Origin of the sequence: Streptomyces sp. NPDC088124 (assembly GCF_040685895.1) — a bacterium.
In the GTDB taxonomy this organism is placed as follows: domain Bacteria; phylum Actinomycetota; class Actinomycetes; order Streptomycetales; family Streptomycetaceae; genus Streptomyces.
In genome coordinates this window covers 169,379-188,661 of record NZ_JBFBJB010000010.1, presented here as the reverse complement: position 1 = coordinate 188,661, position 19,283 = coordinate 169,379, and the positions used below count along the sequence as shown (strand labels likewise).

The following is a 19,283-nucleotide window of genomic DNA, read 5'->3' as shown; positions in this document are numbered from 1 at the left end:
CCGGACCTGGGGTCCGGCCCCGGCCCCGTCAAAGTTCCGGGCCGTCGCCCGGGAGTTCCTGGTAGGAGTAGCGCTGCTCGGACCAGGGGTCGCCGTCCAGGCGAGCGCCGGTGAAACATCTGTCGATCAGGGCGGGGCGCCGGATCCTTGGATCTGCCGCCCCGCCCTGGCCGCCTTGCGCGGCACGAAGATCGGCGTCGACCCGACGCGGTGGGACGGGTCCCCGACCGCCGAGACGGTCTCGGCGACCAGGCAGACGGTCTCGCCCGTTATGGTCGGAGCTGACCGAGCGCGACTTGGACCTCGACCAGGTACGGTGCCGCGGCGCCGGCGAGGACCAACGCCCTGGCGCCGAGGGGGTACGTGCCGGTACGGCCGCTCCGGATGAGCACCCCGCACGACGCGAGTTCGGCGGCGAGCCGCGAGGCTGTCGACTTGCTCAGGCGAGTCCGCTCGGCCAGGTCGGAGACCGCCTGTGGTGTGCCCGACTCGGCGACGCACGTCAGCAGCGTGAGCGCGCTGCTCACTCGCCGGTGCACGTGACCCTCACGGTCTGCCTGTTGTCCTGGACGCCGGGACGGCCCGGACCGGCTCGGTGAAGTCGTCGTGAGGGAGGGTGAGTTCGTTCTCCACCATGGGCACCACGAACGGGGCCAGCCTCGCGGGCCGGATCCGGTCGAGGCGGTGGTGACGCAGTACGCCGGCCGATCTGCGGTTCTGTGCGCCTGACAAGGTCTTGGACGAGCGGTCGTGACGGCCCAGCAGTTTTTGATCATGAAATCCCTGGACAGCGCGCCCTCTGCCCGAGCAGGACGGGCCCGCACTTTCGGCGTCCGGCATCGGGTGACCCCAGCCCCGGCCCTGCGCAGCACTTCCGCAGCCTGCCGGCCTCCCACGTGGCCCCGGACACCACCCCGCAGCAGGTCGAAGCATGCAGTCCACAGGTGTGGCGGGCCGGGTGCTCGGACAGGGGTGCCCGCTCGTGCCGAGTCGGCCACAGCCGCCCCCGTGGTCCGTGCGCCCGCATGCCGGGCAGATGCGGCGGGCGGCTGGCGGGGTGCGGAACTGGTTTATGGGAGTTCTGTGTGAGTCCGCGGGCCGTGCGCCACACCCACTTCCGCGCTCCGACCGCTGAGCTGCGCCTTTGCCAGTTCACGGGGGTGCGGGGCTCACATACGGCTCACAAGGCGCACAGCTTGTCCCAGATGCGTTGGCCAGGGTGGATCTCGGGCGCGCCGACCACGGTGGCTGTCTTATCGCAACCCTTGTTGGAGGATCTGATGATCGAGGTGAACGGGCTCACCAAGCGTTACGGCGACGTGCTGGCCGTCGACGACCTGAGCTTCACCATTCGCTCTGGAGAGGTCACCGGCTTTCTGGGCCCGAACGGGGCCGGGAAGTCGACGACGATGCGGATGATCCTCGGGTTGGACGCACCCACCTCCGGCACCGCCGCCGTCAACGGCCTGGCGGTGGCGGTACAGCCCGCGCCGCTGAAGGCGGTCGGGGCGCTGCTGGAAGCCGGAGCCGTGCTGCCCAGCCGCAGTGCTTACCACCACCTTTTGGCGCTGGCCGCCAGCAACGGGCTGGGCCGCGATCGTGTCGAGGCGGTCCTGGACGAAGTCGGGCTGTCGGGCGTGGCGCGACGGGCAGCCGGCACCTACTCGCTCGGCATGAAGCAACGGCTCGGCATCGCCGCAGCCCTGTTGGGTGACCCGCCGGTGCTGGTGCTGGACGAGCCGCTCAACGGGCTCGACCCCGAGGGAATCGTCTGGATCCGCAAGCTGATGCGCCGGATGGCCGCCGAAGGCCGGGCCGTGATGATGTCCAGCCATCTGATGAGCGAGATCGAACTCACCGTCGATCACCTCGTCGTGATCGGCCGGGGCCGGCTGATCGCCAACACCAGCATGTCCGCGTTCATCGCTGAGCACTCCCACCAGGAAGTCGTAGTGCGCTCACCGCGGGCCGCCGACCTTGCACAGCGCCTGGCCCGGTCCGGCGCCGCTGCCCGGCTCGAAAGCGAGGACCGGCTGGTCGTCACCGGCATTGGCCCTGCCCGGATCGGCGCACTGGCCGCGGCCGGAGGCATCGAGCTCCACGAGCTGACACTGCGACAGACCTCGCTTGAGGAGGTCTTCATGGAACTGACCCAGGACAGCATCGAGTACTCCTCCGACAAGGACGCCGACTGATGAGCAAGACCCTCACCCCCGTCCGCACCCGCTTCGCGTCGGTCAAGACGCCGCAGCTCCGCTCCACACCCGGGAAGCCGGGCGGCAGAGCGCGGTTTCGGCACGTCCTGCACGCCGAGGGGATCAAGATCTGGACGATGCGCTCGACGCTCTACGTCATCCTCGGAACACTACTGCTGGGCGGCGCCCTCGCCGCACTCAACGGCTCTTCCGTGGGCGATGAGTTCGCTGACATGACGGCTGCGGACAAGCTCACGTTCGACCCGCTGGCCACCAGCTTGAAGGGGTACATGCTGGCGCAGGTCACCATTGCGCTGCTGGGCGGCATGGTGATCACCGCCGAGTACGGCAGCCGCACCATCGTCAGCACGCTCAGCGCCGCCCCGCACCGCAGCCGGGTCCTGGCAGCCAAGGCGGCCGTGCTCGCCGCGATAGCCCTGATCACCGGATGGGCGACCACGTTCAGCGGATTCCTCGTGGGCCAGGCGGCACTCAAGGGCGCGGGCGCACCGCACCTGACGCTGTCCGACCCGCAATCCGTGCGCGCCATTCTGGGCGGTGGGCTGTTCCTGGCTCTCGCCGGACTCATGGGCCTGGCTGCGGGCACGCTGATCCGCAGCACTACCGCCACGGTGACCACCCTGTTCGCCGCCATGCTGATCGTGCCCGCGTTCGGTCCGGCCCTGCCGGGGCCGCTGTCGGAGTGGACCGCGAAGTTCTGGCCGCCATCCGCCGGCGGGCAGGTCATGATGAGCTATCAGGATCCGTCGCTGCTCACACCGTGGCCCGGGCTCGCGGTGATGGCCGGGTGCGTGGCCGTTCTGCTGGCCGCCGCGTTTCTCACCTTCCGCAAGCGCGACGCGTAGGAAGATCGGACGGGGCAATCATGAATGGGGCAGCCATGACAGAGCAGTTGTTGGTGGTGGAGGACGATGCCACTCTGCGGGAGCTGCTGTCTGCGAGCCTGCAGCTGGCCGGCTTCACCGTGACGTCGGTGACCACCGGAGCGCAGGCGCTGGCCGCGGTGCAGCGTGCGCGCCCCGATCTGATCGTCCTCGATGTCATGCTGCCGGACTTCGACGGGTTCGAGGTCGTACGGCGTCTGCGCCAGGACGGGCCGCCCGCGCTGGGCGGCCCGCCACCGGTGCTGTTCCTCACCGCGCTGGACGCGGCCAAGGACCGGATCAGCGGGCTGAGCGCAGGCGGCGACGACTACGTCACCAAACCGTTCAACCTGGAAGAGCTGATCCTGCGGATCCGGGCCATTTTGCGTCGTAGCAGCGGCCAGGCCCCCGACGGCCGGCTGAGTGTGGGCGATCTCGTGCTGGACCCCGACAGTCACCAGGTGACCCGCGCAGGCGCGATCGTCTCCCTGTCGCCCACGGAGTTCAACTTGCTGCGCGCGCTGATGGAACACGTCGGCCAGGTCTTGTCCAAGGAACAGTTGTTGGACTTGGTGTGGCATTACGACTTCGGAGGCGACGACAGCATCGTCGCCTCCTACATCAGCTACCTGCGCCGTAAACTGGACGCCTGCGAGCCCAAGTTGATCCACACGGTGCGCGGCACCGGATACGTGCTGCGCAGGCCGCCGCAGTGAACGGCGCCGACGCCCGCCCCAGCCGGGGCCTGTCGCTGCGCAGCCGACTGCTGGCGATCACTCTCGCGTTGCTGGTCGCGGCGCTGCTCGCCAGCACCGGCCTGGTCATCGATCAGCTTCAGCGTGAACTCGTGCGGCAGCTCGACGAACGAGTCAAAGGCGTCGCCGCCGTGACCGCCCGCCTGCCCGATCTGCCGGACGTGGTCAGCGAGGACGCCCCTCAGGTACGTGAGAGCGTGGAGCAGTCGTGGCTCCCGGACGTGTACGTCACCGCCCTCGGCCCCGACGGTCAGGTCACCCAGGTTATCCGGCAGGCCACCGGCCCGGCCCCGCAGCTGCCCCGTCTGGATGCCGCGGCGGTCGCCAAGCGTGACGGCAAGCCCTTCTCCGCAGAAGCGGCGAGCGGCGGCGAAACCTGGCGAGCCGTCGCCGTACCGAGCGCCTCCGGCGAGAGCGACGCTTCGGTAGGCAGCGTGGTGGTGGCGGGCTCACGCAGCGACGTCGATGACGCCATGAGCCAGCTCACCAAGAAGGTCCTGCTGATCGACGCCGCGGTCCTGGGACTCCTGGGACTTGCCGGATGGTTCGCGGTGCGCGGCGGACTGCGGCCGCTGCGCCGCATCGAGACCACCGCCGCCGCCATCGCCTCCGGAGACCTCTCCCGCCGCGTTCCGCAGCTCGCAGCCCCGCGCACCGAACTCGGCCGGCTGTCCACCTCGCTCAACGGCATGCTCGACCGGATCGAGGCGGGCAACGCAGCCCGCGCCGAGACCGAGCAGCGTATGCGCCGCTTCATCGCCGACGTCAGCCACGAACTGCGCACCCCACTGGCCGGCATCAAAGGCTTCACCGAGCTCTACCGGATGGGCGGCATGCCCGATCGCTCGGACGTCGACACCTCGATGAACCGCATCGAACGCGAAGCCGGCCGACTGGTCGGCCTGGTGGAAGAACTCCTGCTCCTGGCCCGACTCGACGAGGACGCGGCCGCCGCCGCACAGACGCTACAGCTCACCCCCATGGACCTGCGCACCCTGGCCGCCGACGCGTTGCACGACCTGCGCGCCCTCGACCCGCAACGCCCCGTCGCCCTCACCGGCCCCGGCGGCGGACCACCCGCCGCAGCCCCCGTCCTCGGCGACGAGGCCCGGCTTCACCAGGTCACCTCCAACCTGGTCGGCAACGCCATCGCCCACACCCCCGCGGGCACCCCGGTGCGTATCGGCATCGGCACGCGAGGCGGACTAGCCGTCCTGGAATTCCACGACGCGGGCCCCGGCATGACCGCGGATCAGGCAAGACGGGCCTTCGACCGGTTCTACCGGGCGGACAAAGCCCGCGCCCGCGCCCGCGGCGGCGGTGCCGGCCTGGGGCTGGCCATCGCCGACTCCCTCGTACGCGCCCATGGAGGCCGTGTCGAGATCGAGACGGCCCCAGGCGCCGGCGCGAATTTCCGCGTCCTGTTGCCTCTGCACTCCTGAGCGCCGTGCTGCTGGCGCCGAAACATCAAGTGAGCCGACAATAGACGCGGGCGGTGCTGCGTGGCGGCTACGCCGTGCCCAGCTAGGCGGCGCCCGTTGCGCGGCCAGCTTCTCCATGACCGTCCATGGGACGGCGACGCCGTGCGCCCCGTCGCCCGGATGGTCTCGAGCAGGTCGACGCCGGCGTTGTCAGGGGGAGACACCCCACAGCATGTTCGTGTCCAGGATGATCAAAATAGGCGGCTCCGTCCCCGGGCGGCGTGCAACAGGCGGGACAAGCCTCCCAGGCCCGGAGCGGCCCCGTCAGCGAATTCCGATCACACTGCCTCTTCGGCGGCGGGCCTCTCGTACGCACTGGGCGCGCTCCTGCTGCTTTCCTGCCTGCGTCCAGGCCGACATCTTTCCGATGACGCATCATGTGGAGTGTGTCGCGATCCTGGAACCCATCGCAAAGGGTGCCTGACAGCAGCGTCGGCACTCGACCGCGGCTCGAAATCGCCGGGGCCGTGAGCATCGTGGGGCAATCCGCGACATGCTGCCGGTCGAGAGGCCGCCGGGCGGGTTCGCGCCGGTGCCGGAGAGCTGACCGGCGCCGACGCGGACCGCGCGACTCAGCTCACCGGCTCGACACGGAGATTGACGGAGAGCGTCCCGGAAAAGCTGATCGTGAGGATGCGATGAGTGCGATTGCCCAGGTACGACCGGTCCATCGGCGCGTACTTCGCTTCACGGCCCACTCCCCAGTCGATGATGAACCTCATGTTTCCGCGGGTGACGGTGAGCCCTCGGGTGACGGTGATCGTCTCCTGTCCGTAGGGTGCCGGCGTGCCGTTCGCGAAGGCCACTTGATCTCCGGTGCCGATGATGAGGGGGATGCGTTCGCGGGAGGCTCCCGGTGTGGTCAGCAGACGCCTGATTCCATCGGCGCGGTGCGTCACGTCCGTTGTCACAGCGCCGTCCGCGGTCACGTACCTCGTGGTGAACACGCCCGTGTATCCGGTCAGCGCGTCCGCCGGGATGGCGGCACCGGACGCCGTCGATCCGGCATGGTGCGTCGCGGTCACCGGGCCACGTGAGGAGGCGGTGCCGACGGTGTCGGCGACGGTCGTCCAGTCGTCCGGACCCGTGCTGTTGACGGTGAGGGCGAGCATCCCCGCGACGGGGTGCCAGAACGCGTTCGTCCCCATCCGCTGGAGCGAGTTCTGCCGCACGCCGTAGAGACCGGCGGTGTAGTACCCGGGACGGCGGACGAACACGTACTGCTGGTCGAGGGTGCCCTTGCGGAGTTCGGTGAACGTGGACTCGCGCAGATAGCGCAATGCGGCGACCTGGGCGTCGCGCTGGGCTCCAGGGATCCCGAGCGGGGCCTGCGGAACGTGCATGTGCAGCCGCGGTGACGAGTCCTGCTTCTGCCGAGGGGAGACCGGCGCGGTGGAGGCGCTCCAGGCGTCGCGCGCTTGCGTCTTCTCCTCCGCGCTGGTGAAGAACGCGCCCAGCGCGGGCACGTGGGGCACCAGGGTCCGTGCGAGCGCGCTGCGGTCCAGGTCGTCCACCGGGGTGGTGACGAACGTCGCGACGATGTTGCGTGCGCTCGTCCCGGAGAGGATGAAGCCCTCGTCGCGTCCGGGTTCCATGACGACGATGTAGCCCCACCAGGCGGCGAACCGCTCGGCCAGCTGGATGATGGCCGGGTCCGGCAGCCGCTTGTACAGCGCGCCGAGATCGGGGAGCATCACGTCGAAGTTGTACCCGGCGTCCGGTGCGACGGGCTCGTGGAAGAACCCGGCGGGCGCCTGTCCGTCCTTGAGGATGATCTGCAGCCGGTTCGGGACGGAGGCGCTGACGTCCGGTTCGCCGAGGATGTGCGCCGCTTCGACGACGCCGGAGAGCCCTGCGACGACCTGGTTGGCGAACTGGACCGGGCGGTTCCAGTGCGGACGAGAGGTGTCGACGAGCCACGCGGAGCTGTTGCGGATGGCGTCGCGGATCTGCAGTCGGCGGTCGTAGAGCTCACCGGCCGCGCGGAGGTCCCGGAGGACGGCGGCGAGCGCGACGGTGCCGAACCCGGTCGGGGAGAGGTGATGCTCGGTCGGCGAGTACTCCGGGTACGATCCGTCGGCGTGCTGCAGGGAGAGGTAGTAGCCGAGGGCGGCGTCCAGGCGCGCGAGGAGCGCGGGGTCGCGGTAGTACGGGTTCCACGGCCGATCGTTGGCATAGAACCACGAGAGGGTGGCGACGTGCTCCATGATCCGGGAGTTGTACGGCTGGTTGGGCATGCGCTGCCAGCCGTCCTCCATCCACCCGTAGTTCGGTGCGACGTCCCGGACACTGTTGGCGAGCGGAGCGACGATCATCAGGTACGCGGCCAGTACCTGCTCGTTGGGCGCGAACCGGGCCCGCACCGGCTGCCCGGCCGGGAGCGGTGCGACGAGTGGCAGCACGGTGCCCTCCGATGTCGCCAGCGCGGGCGCCGCTCCCGCAGTCCCTGTCCCGATCACCGCCGCGGCGGTGCCGACGCCGACCAGGAAGTTCCGTCGGCTGAGCGCCGGCAGCATCGGTGGGCGTGTCTGATCCTCATGCATCGTCTCGACTCCTTCGTCTCTCGACCGGGGCGATGAGGTCAGCGGCGGCGTCCGGTCCGCGTCGTCGCTGTGGTGGGTCGGCTCAGCCCTTGAGCCCCGTCTGGGCGAGGCCCTGGACGAACTGCTTCTGCGCGATGAGGAACACCACGAGGATCGGGACGACGGTCAGCGACGCGGCGCCGAGCTGCGTGTTCCACATCTGCTCGCCGTAGAAGTCCTGATAGCGCGTGATCGCGAGCCCGAGCGTGAAGTTCTCGGGGGTCCGCAGGAAGATGAGCGCCTCGAAGTACATGTTGAACGAGCGAAGGAACGCCATGATCCCGACCGCCGCGATCGCCGGCGTCGCCAGAGGGAGGGCGATCCGGAAGAACACCCCGGCACGTGTCACACCGTCCAGCCGCGCGGCCTCCTCGTATTCCTTCGGGAAGCTGAGGAAGTGCTGCCGGAAGATGAACACGGAGACGACCGCCGTGGGCCCGAAGACCGGCAGGATGATGAGCGGCCAGTGCGTGTTGGTGAGACCCATCGCCTTGACCGCCGTGAAGATCGGGATGATCGTCACCTCGGTCGGCACCATCATCGCCGCGAGCATGAGCGTGAACGCCGCGTTGCGCAAAGGGAAGCGGATGCGGGCGAAGGCATAGCCCGCCATCGCCGACAGCAGGATCGATGCCACGGTGACGATCACCGCGATGTATATCGAGTTGCCGTACTGCCGCAGGAACGGCTGCGCGGTGAACACCTGCGCGAATCCGTCCAGCGTCCACTCCCTGGGCAGCAGGGCAGGAGGCTGGAGGAAGATCTCGTTCGCCGGCTTGAACGACGAGAAGAACATCCACAGCGTCGGATAGAGGAACGGGATGGACGCGACCACGAGCAGCACGTACAGCGTGACGGTCGTCACCCGCGAGCGGCTGCGTGCCGCGCTCGATGCATCAGACCTCATCGTGTACCCACTTCCGGCGGGAGGTCCACTGCAGCATCGTCAGTGCCAGGATGATGGCGAAGAGCACGACGCCGATTGCGCTGGCGTATCCGAACTGCTGGCTGACGAAGGCCGTGCGGTAGAGGAAGAACGGCAGGACGTTCGTGGCATTCCCCGGCCCGCCGTCGGTGAGCAGCTGCACGGGAGCGAACACCTCGAGCGAGCCGATGGTGGTGAGGATCCCGGTGAGGAGGATGGTCGGCGCGATCATCGGGACCGTGATCGACCGGAACGATCTCCAAGGCGACGCGCCGTCCAGCTGCGCAGCCTCCCGGATCTCCTCCGGGACGCTCTGGAGAGCAGCGAGGAAGAGCACCATGTTCATGCCGACGCCCTTGAACACCTGCACGACGACGAGGGAGATGAGCGCGGTCGAGGAGTCGGCGAGCCAGCTGGTCCCGTCGATGCCGAGGAGCCGGAGTGCGCCGTTGATGCCTCCGTCGGGGGCGAGGAGGAAGCCCCATGTCACGGACCAGGCGACCACGGACACCACGACGGGTGAGAAGAAGATCGTGCGGAACGCGGTGATGCCCTTCATCCGCCGGTTGAGGAGGACGGCGAGGCTGATGGCGATCACGAGGTTCAGCACGAGGACGCCCGCGCTGAAGAGCAGACTCGCGATGACCGACGCGGAGAAGGTCGGATCGGCGAAGAGGCGGGAGTAGTTGTCGAGTCCGGTGAACTCCATCTCGCCGGTGAGCGGCCGCCACTCGTTGAAGCTGTACCAGATGACGAAGAGGAAGGGGACGACACCGAGGACGATGACGCCGAGGACCTGGGGCGCGACGAAGGCCACGCCGAGCCAGCGGTCCCTGTCAGGACGGGGGCGCAGGTTCGGCACGACTCTTCGGCCGTTCGCTGCGGAGGTACGTGCGGTCACTGGGGTCAGCCCTTGAGCGTCGGCGAGATCTGTTCGCATATGCCGGTGACGGCGGTTTTCACGTCGCCTCCCGACCACACCGGGTCGAGGCCCGCACGGACCTTGTCGGAGAACTGTGAGAGCACCCGGTGCTGCGGCTTCACCGAGGCTTCGGGGACCACGTCGATGATCGCCGACTGGATCGCCTCGGGCGAGAGCTTCGGCGCGGCCCGGGAGAGCGTCTTCACGTTGAGGAGCGACTTACGGGGAGGCGGGAAGAACTGCGCGAGTAGCTCGGCGTTCGTGGGGTTCGTCAGGTGGGCGAGGAATCCGGCCGCCTGCTCCTTGTGGCTGCTGCGTTCAAGCACGCTCACCCCCGCCTGTCCGACGATGGGGTGGTAGCCCTTCGGCCCTGCCGGGAGGGGGAGGAACGACCACTTGAAGCTGTCGCCGAGGCTCCCCGACTGACTGAGCTGCGCGACGCTGAAGGCCACGTCGCCGCTCGCGAACGCCGCGGGCTCCGCCTTTCCCGAGATGGTGGGGATGGCGCCGCGGCTCATCTGCTTCTGGTACCAGGTGAGGTAGTCGATCATCTCCGGCGACGTGAACTCGCACGTCGCGCCGTCCTCGGACCACGGGGCGGCACCCCATGCGTTGCCGAGCATGGTCACCGCGCTCCAGTTCGTGGGGTTGAACGTCGGGACGTTCAACCCCACGGCTTTGGTCTTGCTGTTCGTCGCCGCGGCGATGTCGGTGATCGTCTTCCACGTGTAGTCCGGGGTCCCGACCAGTGCTGCCACATCGGGCTGGCCGGCGGTCTTCAGGAGGTCTTCGTTGACGTAGAGCGCGAACGGCGAGTTGGAGAACGGATACGCGTAGACGCCGCCCTTGTCGTCCTGCCACGGAGCGAGCGCGGCGGGGAGGATGTCGTCGAGGTCGTAGCCGTCGGCGCCCTTCAGCGTGTCGCGGACATCGTGCAGGACGCCCGCGTCGACGAACTCGGGGCCGCTCGCCTCGGGTATCCAGGCCAGGTCGGGAACGTCGCCACCGGCGATCTGCGTCGTCAGCCCGGCGATGTAGTCCGGGTTCGTGACGGGCTCGAACGTGATCGACGCGACCTCGTCACGGTGCTCCGCGACATAGGCGTCGCCGACCTTCTTCAGCAACGCCAGGTGATCCTTGTTGGATGACCAGAGCGCCATCTTCAGGTCGGCCGGACCTGAATCGCCGGTGTCGCCGCCGCTGCACGCGCTGAGGCACAGGGCCAGAACTCCGGTGAGCGCGATGGCGGCTCTTCGGGATCGGGTAGCTCGCATGAAGTACTCCTTCGTACTCATTCCGCGCCTCGCAGCGCTCCGCGGAAAGTAAAGTACGAGCTACCGAGAAAATCAAGACATATTTTCGAGAACCTGTGGGGTCGCTGTCGAGTCCCGCACGATCAGCTCTGTCGCGAGATCGGTGTGGTAGACGGGAGGCGCTCCGCCGAGCAGCAGCTTGTGCGCCACGTCCACCGCGTACGACCCCATCGCCTCCGACGGCTGCCTTATGGTCGTCAGCCGCGGCGCCGTCATCCGCGCGACGGGCTGATCGTCGAACCCGATGACGCTGAGGTCGCGCGGGACGGACATGCCGGCACGCCGCGCGGCTTCCAGGGCCCCGGCCGCCTGCGCGTCACTCGCCGCGAAGATCGCCGTGACGCGGTCAGGTCGGTCCAGGAGGGACTCCGCGGCCCGCAGGCCCGACTCGTACGTGAAGTCACCCTCCTCGACGATGTCGGCGCCGGGCTGGATCCCCGCGGAGGCGAGCGCGGCCAGGTGCCCGTGCTTGCGCGCGATCGACGCCTGTGTGTCGGACACGCCGCCGAGGAAACCGATGCGCGTGTGCCCGAGCGACAGCAGGTGCTGCGTGGCCGCCATGCCGCCCGCGAAGTTCGTGGCGCCGACGGAGTACGAGTCGCTGTCCGGCAACCGGTAGGTGTCGACCTCGACGAGCGGGACTCCGTTCTTCGCGAGCTTCGCCCGCTCCTCCGTCCTCAGGCGGGATTTCACCGCGATCACGGCCACCGGCCCGTTCCGCTTCGTCCGCTCGATCCACCCCGCGGCCGGCACTCCGTCGGGAAGGTCGAGAAGGACCAGCTCAAGCCCGGTCTCGTGGGCCGCGCGCATGGCGCCGCGCAGGATCTCCACGGTCAGTGGCGACGACAGGCTCGAACTCGCGAGCACGACCACCACCGTCGCCAGATCGCGCCGGGAGCGCTGCTTCGGCGACAGGTACTGCTTGTCGCGCAACACGGACTCCACCCGTACACGGGTGTCGGCGGCGACGTCCGGCGCCCCGTTCACGACCTTCGACACGGTGGAGACCGAAACACCCGCCTCGCCCGCCACCTCGGCGAGCGACGGTCGACGCTCTTTGTCACGCATGAGTATCCCTTCGATCACTTCGAGTTCTGGAAGTCTACGGCGAACGACCTCGCCTTGAGAGATTTAACTTAAGTATGATCGGGAAACTTACCGAAAGTTCTCGGGAAAGAAAGGTGTTCTCCCGTGATACGACAGCAAGCCGACCTTCTCATCGTCGGTGGTGGCGTCGGCGGCGTCTCCGCCGCTCTCGCGGCTCTGCGCCGCGGCAGATCGGTGATCATGACCGAGCAGACACCGTGGCTGGGCGGACAGCTGACGGCTCAACTGGTGCCCAGCGACGAGCACCGACGCATCGAGACAACCGGCCGCAACCGCAGCTACGCCCAGTTCCGCGAGCTCGTACGCGAGCACTACCGGACTTACTATCCGCTCACCGCGGCCGCGAGAAACGACCAGCACCTCAACCCCGGCGCGGCGTGGGTCAGTCCGCTCAGCGTCGAGCCGAAGGTCATCCTCGCGGTGATCCACAGCATGCTGCGCCCGTACGAGGCGTCCGGACGGCTCACGCTCATGCTGGAGACGTCGCCCGTCGCCGTCCACACCGACGGCGACCGCGTCACCGCGGTGACGGTGCGCGACCGCGCGGGAGAGGTGCACGACCTGTCCGCGCCGTTCGTGCTGGACGCGACCGAGCTCGGCGACCTCCTGGAACTCGGTGGAGTCGAGTTCGTCACCGGCCGCGAGTCCCGCGGTGAGACCGGTGAGCCCGGCGCACCGGAGACCGGCGATCCCCTCGACATGCAGAGCGTCACCTGGTGCTTCGCGGTCGAGCACCTCGCCGGCCAGGACCACACCATCGACCGCCCCGATGACTACGGCTTCTTCCGCGAGTGGCGACCGCCGCAGCTCGACGGCGAGAAGATACTCGGGTTCCGCCGTGCCGCCCACGACGGGTCGATCTCCAGGGAGTACACGCTGCGCGTGAACGACGACGACGACCCGTTCGCCATCGACGTGGACCACCGCAACATGGGCGAAGCCCCCGAGCTGTGGAACTACCGCCGCGTCGCGGCGCGGCGCCAGTTCGAGGACGGTGCGTACGAGAGTGACATCGTCATCGTGAACTGGCCGATGAACGACTACGCCGGCGGTACGGTGTTCGGCAGCGATGACGCGGCGGTCCACTGGGATCGATCGAAGGCGCTGAGCCGGTCGCTGCTCTACTGGCTGCAGACGGAGGCTCCGCGACCGGACGGCGGCGTCGGCTGGCCCGGACTCCGCCTCGCGCCGCGCGTCACGGGGACGTCGGACGGTTTCGCCATGATGCCGTACTTCCGGGAGTCACGCCGCATCCGAGCGGAGCGGACGATCCTCGAACAGGACTTCGACCGGGACTTCCGTGACGGCCGGGGCGCCGAGCGCTACCCGGACACCGTGGGCGTCGGTCACTACTACTGGATCGACCGGCACGCCACGACCGGTGGCAGCGCGGGCGGCGGCGGCCTGCCCGAGCCGTTCGAGATCCCGCTCGGCGCTCTCCTGCCCCGGCGCGTACGGAACCTTCTCCCCGCCGCGAAGAACATCGGCACCACACACATCTCGAACGGCAGCTACCGGCTGCAGCCCGTCGAGTGGTCCATCGGCGAGGCCGTGGGAGCCCTCGCCTCATACTGCCTCGACCACGGCCTCGAGCCGTCCGCGGTGCGCTCCGACGCGCACCGGCTCGGCGACTTCCAGCTCGACCTCGAACGCGGAGGCGTGCAGCTGCGGTGGGATCCCGCGCTCCGCTGGTAGACCGCCGCGAAGGTCAGATCTCGACCGGCGCACGACCGGTCGAGGCTCTGAACTGCAACGTTGGGGTCGCGTCCTGATGAGTGGACGGGTCCGCACCGTCGATGACGTCGAGAAGCCGGCGCGCGGCATGGGCGCCGAGGGCGACGACATCGTGGCCGAGCGCGGTCAGCCCCGGCGTCACGAGGCGGCAGAGCAGCGAGTCGTCCCACGCGATGATGGAGACGTCGCCGGGGACCGAGAGACCCAGTTCGTGTGCGGTGGTCAGCGCTACGACCGCCATGACGTCGTTGTCGAACAACAGACCCGTCGGCGCCCGGGGCGACGACAGTACGGTGCGCGCGGCTGCCGCACCGGACTCCTGCGAGAGGTCGGTGCGCACGATGTCGTGTTCGAGGCCCGCGGCGCGGGCGGCGTGCTCGAACGCGTCGTCGCGGATGGCCGTGTACGCATAGCGGCGGGGGGCCGCGACACGGGTGACGCGTCGATGGCCGAGGGCCGCGAGATGCTCGACCGCCTGCCGCATCGCCTCGGCGTCGTTCGTCCACACCGTCGTCAGTCCGGCCGCGACGCTCGGGTCGCCGACGACGACCGCGGGGATGCCACCCTCCGACACGACGGAGATCCGGGGGTCATCCGGGATGAGATCGGTGAGCAGGACGCCGTCGACACGACGCGACATGTGCCATCGCCGGATCGCATCTGCCTCGGCGCCCGCGTCGGGCACGACCTCGAGCAGGAGTCCCATCGAGCGAGACGCGAGCGTCGCCTCCACACCGGCGATGAACTGCATGTAGAACGGCTCGACGGAGAGATCACGAGGGTCCTTGGCGAGCACCAGGCCGATCGTGTCCGCGCCCGCGCCCGCCAGCGTGCGGGCGGCGCTCGCCGGCGACCAGCCGAGCCGGGCCGCCACCTCGAGAACCCGTTCGCGCGTGGCCGACGACACACCGGGCCGGCCGTTCAGAGCATAGGAGACGCTCGCGGTCGACGTCTGCGCCTCCCGCGCGACGTCTGCGATGGTGACCCGCCGGGTCTGTGGAGCGCTCGTCATCACCGATGCCAGCTCCCGTCAGCCGGAACCGATGATATCCCTCAGCGAGGCCACGACGAACGCCGCCTGTGGCGAGGCGGCGTCGAGTGGCTCCGGCGCGCGGACACGGAAGATCTCCGTCTCCCCGGGCAGCACGGTGGTGAAGCCACGGTCGACCGTCGCCTCGGGATGGATCCGGTCCGGCTGGACGAGCACGTCGCGCGCGAGGTGATGCGAGCGGACACCGATGTCCAGCCCGCCGGTGGCGGCGGTGACCGTGACCTCCAGCGGCGTTCCGTTGAGCCGTGCGTCCCTCGGCGAAGCGAAGTGCCAGACGGCCCGCTCGCCGTCGACCGTCGCGATGATGAACTCGGAGCCCGGATCCGGCGACTCGGCGACAGCCGACGGCAGCGGGACGCGGGTCACCGAACGCGGAGGAACCGAGAGCGAGTGCGATCGCTCCGCGACGGGCACGCCGTCGAGGCGCCGCCGAGCGAGGTGCGCCATCGTGTCCCACGCCTTGTCGTCGTCGTTGATGACGCAGAGCTCCAGTGCGCCGTCACACGGCTCGATGGTCACGACCCGCGACGCGTAGATGTCGCGCAGGGCGAAGTAGAGCGGCTTGCGGCGGCCGGCGCTGTCGATCGCCGACCACGACGTGACAGGCCAGAGGTCGTTGAGCTGCCACACGATGGTGCCCGTGGTCCGCGGCCAGCTCGCGCGCCAGTGCAGCACGCCGGTGCGGACCGCCTCGACCTGCATCCACTGCGTCTGCAGGTGCCACCGGTCGAAGTCCTCCGTCGGCGGGAGGTGCCGGGCGAGGTTGCGCGCGAGCTTCGCGTGTCCGTCGATGGCCTTCTGATGGTGGCGCACGTTCTCGGCGTCGATGCGCAGCTCACGGTCGGTGATCGCATCTCGGAGCGTCCGCCAAGCCGCTGCGCCCTGCCAACCGAACTCGGACACGAAGCGCGGAGAGCTGTTCCGGTAGACCGCGTAGTCGTGCTCGTTCCAGGCGTCCCAGGAATGGAACGTCTGGTGGTCGGTGTCGTTCGGGTCGTGCGCCCAACTGCCCGACCAGGGGCTCCCCTCCGTGTAAGGACGGGTGGGGTCGAGCTCGCGAACGAGGTCCGGGAGCCACTCGAGGTAGTACCGCTCGCCCCAGGTGAGCTCACCTCCTGGCTGCGTCGCCCAGTCCTTGTCGAGGCGCATCCAGAGGTTCTCGTTGTTCCCGTTCCAGATGGCAAGGCTGGGATGGGAACTGAGACGCACGATGTTCTCGCGGGCCTCCGCGAGCACCTCGGAGCGGATCGGCTCCTCCTCGGGGTAGGCGGCGCACGCGAAGAGGAAGTCCTGCCACACGAGCAGGCCGAGCTCGTCGCACGCCCTGTAGAACGCGTCGCTCTCGTAGACCCCTCCGCCCCATACGCGGACGAGGTTCACGTTCGCCTCAGCGGCCTGTTCCAGACGGGTCCGGACGCGGTCGGCGGTGACCGCCCCGGGGAAGACGCTCTCGGGGATCCAGTTCACGCCCTTGACGAACAGGGGGCGCTCGTTCACCGTGACGACGAACGGGGTGCCGTGAGCATCGGGCGCCCGGTCGATGGCGACAGTTCGGAAGCCGACCCGTGTGCGGTACTCGTCGAGCTGCTCCTTCCCGGACCAGAGCGCGACACCGACCGGATACAGGTGTGGTTCGCCGAGTCCTCGCGGGTACCACCGTCGCACGTCGGGAACGGCGACGACGACGGTCGCGGAGTCCTCGCCCGGCTGGACCTCGGCGTGGACAGCCTGCCCGGCGATCTCGACCTCCAGATGGAACGGGAGTGTTGCCCCCGAGCCGGTTCGCTCGAGGTCGATGTGGGCGGTGAGGATGCCGGTGTCCTCGAACAAGCCGACCAGAGGACGGACCGCGGCGATCCGCGCCGTGCTCCACGTCTCCACCTTCACGTCGCGCCACAGTCCGCAACCCGGGAGGGTCGGTCCCCAGTCCCAGCCGAAGCTGCTCGCCATCTTCCGGATGAACGCGAAGGGCTGCGGGTAGGCGCTGGGCCGGGCTCCGAGCGCGCGCTCCCACTGCTCCGCCTCCGTGTACGCGGACGTGAATCGGACATCGACGGCATTCGTCTCGGCCGCGACCGCCGTGATGTCGAACCGGGAGGAACGATGCATGTTCCGGGTGCTTCCGACCGTCCGCCCGTTGACTGCGACGGATGCGACGGTGTCGACACCGTCGAGGACGAGGTCGATCCGCTCTGCGCCGACGGCGGCGGCGAACGTGCGGCTGAGTCCCCAGTCGCATCTCGACACCCACGAGACCTCGTCCTCGTTCTGGTCGACGAAGGGGTCGGGGATGAGGTCCGCTGCCAGCAGGTCGAGGTGGATCGCTCCCGGAACCTGCGCATCGATGGCCTGGCCGATGAGCGGGATGGCCGCTTCTGGCACCGAAGTCCGGCCGTCAGCAACGACTGTCCATGTCCAACGTCCTGCCAGGTCCAACGTCGTGCGCATGCGGACTCCTCCTCGCCGAGTCGAGCGGGTTCCAGCGTAACCTAAGCGCTTAAGTTCTGCCGGGGCAGCGGTTGTCCGCGGGTATGCGCCATCCCGTGGGTTGCTCCGGCACCTGGAGCGGATACGGACCCGGGCGATCCGCGATGAACCCGAACGAGCACACACCATCCTGGACATCGCCAACACCCCGGACAACTACGGAACTTGATCAAGCCGGGTGCCATGAGTCGATCCCGCTCGACCACCACAACGACGACATCGTCGGCAGGCGGCGTACTCCTCGCTCAAGTAATTGGGATATGCCTGACATGCTCAAGGGGCAGGGAAATTCCAAGGAAAAGAAGCGGATATAAGGCATAAAGGAACGCAACCGCGGGTAACGCATTACGAGATTCAAGTGGCCGTGTTAGGGTCTTGAGGGTCGGAGTGGCTCGCCACAGGCTCCGATGTGCCCTCGTGGACATGGACGGAGAGCGCCGTGCCGAAACCCCACACCGCTCCGGCGGGAGACTTTTCTCCGGCGTTAATGTCAATGGCTTCGGTTGGTTCTCGCGGTGCCGGATCGATTTGCCTTTCCTGGCCGGAAGCGCGGCTGATGCGCGAACCCGCGAGATGGACATGGCGTGGCCCTGTCCCGCGATGAGATGTTGCTGTGCGCGGCAGGTGGGGGCCGTTGTCCCACCCCGTGATCGTCGCTGAGAGTACTGCCCGGCTGTCGCACCGACAAAACAGATTACGGCGCTGTTCGCCTCCTGCTCGGTGGCCCGCGAAGTGGCCCTCAATATACGCCTGACCGAAAAGACCGTCAGGAACTGTCTGAGCAGCATCTACAGAAAGCGTCAGGTGCGGGCTTATGGGGTAACCGCACCATTCGGGAAGATGAGGTGAGAAATGATCGAAATGATAGGCACGTCGATATCTCCGGTCGAGGCGCTCCCCTCGACGCCGGAGGACGACAGGGTCGCCGACTTCAGGGCGAAGGTGCGGGCCGCAGGCCAGGAGTGGACCGGTAACGAGCCGGACGAGCTGGTCGAATTGCTGACCAAGGCGGCGGCCGGCGACCCGAGGCTGGCCGCCATCGTGCGGGCCGGCGGGAGCCTGCTCCAGGACTTCCTCGACGGATATCAGCAGAAAACCACCGCGGATGTCTCGCGTGATCTGGCAGGCGATCTCGCCGACGGTCATCCGGTGCCCCCGGAGGTGCTCGAAGGGCTTCCTCCTCGCTACCTGATCGCCGTGGTGCGGCTTGCGGAGCCCGGCCGCGAGGTGGACGCGTTACGCGCGGTGGCGGGAGAGGGCACGCTGCTGACGCACCGGGACGGCAACGTCGTTCTGTTCATCCCGGCAGCCGGTCCGGGCAGCGGCGAACGCTCGGTGACGAGGCTGACCCAGTGTCTTGGCGGCAAGGGCTGGCTCGCGACCGCGGAACGGGACAGAGCATGCCTCGTCGACGGGTTCGACGAGGCGTCCTACGTGCTGAGGCTGGTGGTGGCGGGACTGCGCCCGAGCGGCGCCTACACGATCTCGGACGTGTTGGTCGAGTACGCGGTCACGCTGCACGAGAAGGTGCGGACCGACCTGGCCGCGGTGATCAGGCCGCTTCGGGCGCACAAGGTCCTGTGGGAGACGCTGACCGCCTTTGTCGACTCCGACTACAGCAAGAACAAGGCGGCGCGCAGCCTGTTCATCCACCGCAGCACGCTGGACTACCGCTTGAGGCGCATCGAGGACGTCACCGGCTGCGACCCGACCAGTGGCAGGGGCGCGCAGATGCTGACGGCGGCGATGATCGCCGAGGCCCTGCAGAGGTAACAGGGCCCCGCGGCGGTCCCGTACCCGATCGCGCACACTGTGGACAGGTCCGCCCCGGCAGCACTACCGCTCGG

General features: G+C 68.6%; 14 protein-coding genes. 6 read left to right on the top strand and 8 right to left on the bottom strand.

The window, feature by feature from the left end; translation table 11 throughout:
- Positions 1-269 precede the first annotated feature (269 nt).
- Positions 270-527 (bottom strand): helix-turn-helix domain-containing protein, encoded by a 258-nt coding sequence (locus AB0P17_RS11085; protein ID WP_365809689.1) that lies wholly within the window; start codon positions 525-527, stop codon positions 270-272.
- Positions 528-1,280: 753 nt separating this feature from the next.
- Between AB0P17_RS11085 and AB0P17_RS11080 the strand changes: the two genes are divergently transcribed.
- Genes AB0P17_RS11080 through AB0P17_RS11065 form a run of 4 tightly spaced genes read left to right on the top strand, consistent with a single transcriptional unit; the run spans position 1,281 to position 5,276 of the window.
- The gene (locus AB0P17_RS11080) at positions 1,281-2,195 is read left to right on the top strand and encodes an ATP-binding cassette domain-containing protein (RefSeq protein ID WP_365809688.1); all 915 of its coding nucleotides are present in this window, start codon (positions 1,281-1,283) and stop codon (positions 2,193-2,195) included.
- Positions 2,195-3,061, top strand: a complete 867-nt coding sequence (locus AB0P17_RS11075) for an ABC transporter permease (RefSeq protein ID WP_365809687.1) — start codon at positions 2,195-2,197, stop codon at positions 3,059-3,061. Before AB0P17_RS11080 ends, AB0P17_RS11075 begins: the two co-directional genes overlap by 1 nt.
- Before the next feature lie 35 nt (positions 3,062-3,096).
- Positions 3,097-3,795, top strand: a complete 699-nt coding sequence (locus tag AB0P17_RS11070) for a response regulator transcription factor (protein ID WP_365809685.1) — start codon at positions 3,097-3,099, stop codon at positions 3,793-3,795.
- A complete protein-coding gene (locus AB0P17_RS11065) occupies positions 3,792-5,276 on the top strand; it encodes a HAMP domain-containing sensor histidine kinase (RefSeq protein WP_365809683.1) in 1,485 nt (494 codons plus the stop codon). The genes AB0P17_RS11070 and AB0P17_RS11065 overlap by 4 nt, the downstream gene beginning before the upstream one ends.
- 611 nt (positions 5,277-5,887) lie before the next feature.
- Here the strand turns inward: AB0P17_RS11065 and AB0P17_RS11060 are convergent.
- From AB0P17_RS11060 to AB0P17_RS11040, 5 genes are all read right to left on the bottom strand, one after another.
- Entirely contained in the window at positions 5,888-7,858 is a 1,971-nt protein-coding gene (locus AB0P17_RS11060; RefSeq protein ID WP_365809682.1) for a hypothetical protein, read from the bottom strand.
- An 82-nt stretch (positions 7,859-7,940) separates the two neighbouring features.
- On the bottom strand, positions 7,941-8,804 hold the full coding sequence (locus tag AB0P17_RS11055) for a carbohydrate ABC transporter permease (RefSeq protein ID WP_365809680.1): 864 nt from the start codon (positions 8,802-8,804) through the stop codon (positions 7,941-7,943).
- Complete coding sequence (locus AB0P17_RS11050) at positions 8,794-9,684, bottom strand: sugar ABC transporter permease (protein ID WP_365809678.1); 891 nt, start codon at positions 9,682-9,684, stop codon at positions 8,794-8,796. Before AB0P17_RS11050 ends, AB0P17_RS11055 begins: the two co-directional genes overlap by 11 nt.
- 44 nt (positions 9,685-9,728) lie before the next feature.
- On the bottom strand, positions 9,729-11,018 hold the full coding sequence (locus AB0P17_RS11045) for an extracellular solute-binding protein (RefSeq protein ID WP_365809676.1): 1,290 nt from the start codon (positions 11,016-11,018) through the stop codon (positions 9,729-9,731).
- Positions 11,019-11,090: 72 nt separating this feature from the next.
- On the bottom strand, positions 11,091-12,125 hold the full coding sequence (locus AB0P17_RS11040) for a substrate-binding domain-containing protein (RefSeq protein WP_365809674.1): 1,035 nt from the start codon (positions 12,123-12,125) through the stop codon (positions 11,091-11,093).
- A 126-nt stretch (positions 12,126-12,251) separates the two neighbouring features.
- Here AB0P17_RS11040 and AB0P17_RS11035 point away from each other — a divergent pair, with 126 nt between their 5' ends.
- Entirely contained in the window at positions 12,252-13,859 is a 1,608-nt protein-coding gene (locus AB0P17_RS11035; RefSeq protein ID WP_365809696.1) for an FAD-dependent oxidoreductase, read from the top strand.
- Positions 13,860-13,872: 13 nt separating this feature from the next.
- On the opposite strand, the gene AB0P17_RS11030 is transcribed toward AB0P17_RS11035, so the two are convergent.
- Both AB0P17_RS11030 and AB0P17_RS11025 read right to left on the bottom strand, forming a co-directional pair.
- Positions 13,873-14,910, bottom strand: a complete 1,038-nt coding sequence (locus AB0P17_RS11030) for a LacI family DNA-binding transcriptional regulator (RefSeq protein WP_365809672.1) — start codon at positions 14,908-14,910, stop codon at positions 13,873-13,875.
- Between the two features lie 18 nt (positions 14,911-14,928).
- A complete protein-coding gene (locus AB0P17_RS11025) occupies positions 14,929-17,331 on the bottom strand; it encodes a glycoside hydrolase family 2 TIM barrel-domain containing protein (RefSeq protein WP_365809670.1) in 2,403 nt (800 codons plus the stop codon).
- A 957-nt stretch (positions 17,332-18,288) separates the two neighbouring features.
- Between AB0P17_RS11025 and AB0P17_RS11020 the strand changes: the two genes are divergently transcribed.
- On the top strand, positions 18,289-19,209 hold the full coding sequence (locus tag AB0P17_RS11020; RefSeq protein WP_365809667.1) for a helix-turn-helix domain-containing protein: 921 nt from the start codon (positions 18,289-18,291) through the stop codon (positions 19,207-19,209).
- The last annotated feature ends 74 nt before the right edge of the window (positions 19,210-19,283 follow it).

What these genes read in the sequence shown, in the direction of transcription:
- AB0P17_RS11080 (WP_365809688.1), top strand. Translation starts at nt 1,281, where the DNA reads ATGATCGAGGTGAACGGGCTCACCAAGCGTTACGGCGACGTGCTGGCC.
- AB0P17_RS11075 (WP_365809687.1), top strand. Translation starts at nt 2,195, where the DNA reads ATGAGCAAGACCCTCACCCCCGTCCGCACCCGCTTCGCGTCGGTCAAG.
- AB0P17_RS11070 (WP_365809685.1), top strand. Translation starts at nt 3,097, where the DNA reads ATGACAGAGCAGTTGTTGGTGGTGGAGGACGATGCCACTCTGCGGGAG.
- AB0P17_RS11060 (WP_365809682.1), bottom strand. Translation starts at nt 7,858, where the DNA reads ATGCATGAGGATCAGACACGCCCACCGATGCTGCCGGCGCTCAGCCGA.
- AB0P17_RS11055 (WP_365809680.1), bottom strand. Translation starts at nt 8,804, where the DNA reads ATGAGGTCTGATGCATCGAGCGCGGCACGCAGCCGCTCGCGGGTGACG.
- AB0P17_RS11045 (WP_365809676.1), bottom strand. Translation starts at nt 11,018, where the DNA reads ATGCGAGCTACCCGATCCCGAAGAGCCGCCATCGCGCTCACCGGAGTT.
- AB0P17_RS11040 (WP_365809674.1), bottom strand. Translation starts at nt 12,125, where the DNA reads ATGCGTGACAAAGAGCGTCGACCGTCGCTCGCCGAGGTGGCGGGCGAG.
- AB0P17_RS11030 (WP_365809672.1), bottom strand. Translation starts at nt 14,910, where the DNA reads ATGACGAGCGCTCCACAGACCCGGCGGGTCACCATCGCAGACGTCGCG.
- AB0P17_RS11020 (WP_365809667.1), top strand. Translation starts at nt 18,289, where the DNA reads ATGATCGAAATGATAGGCACGTCGATATCTCCGGTCGAGGCGCTCCCC.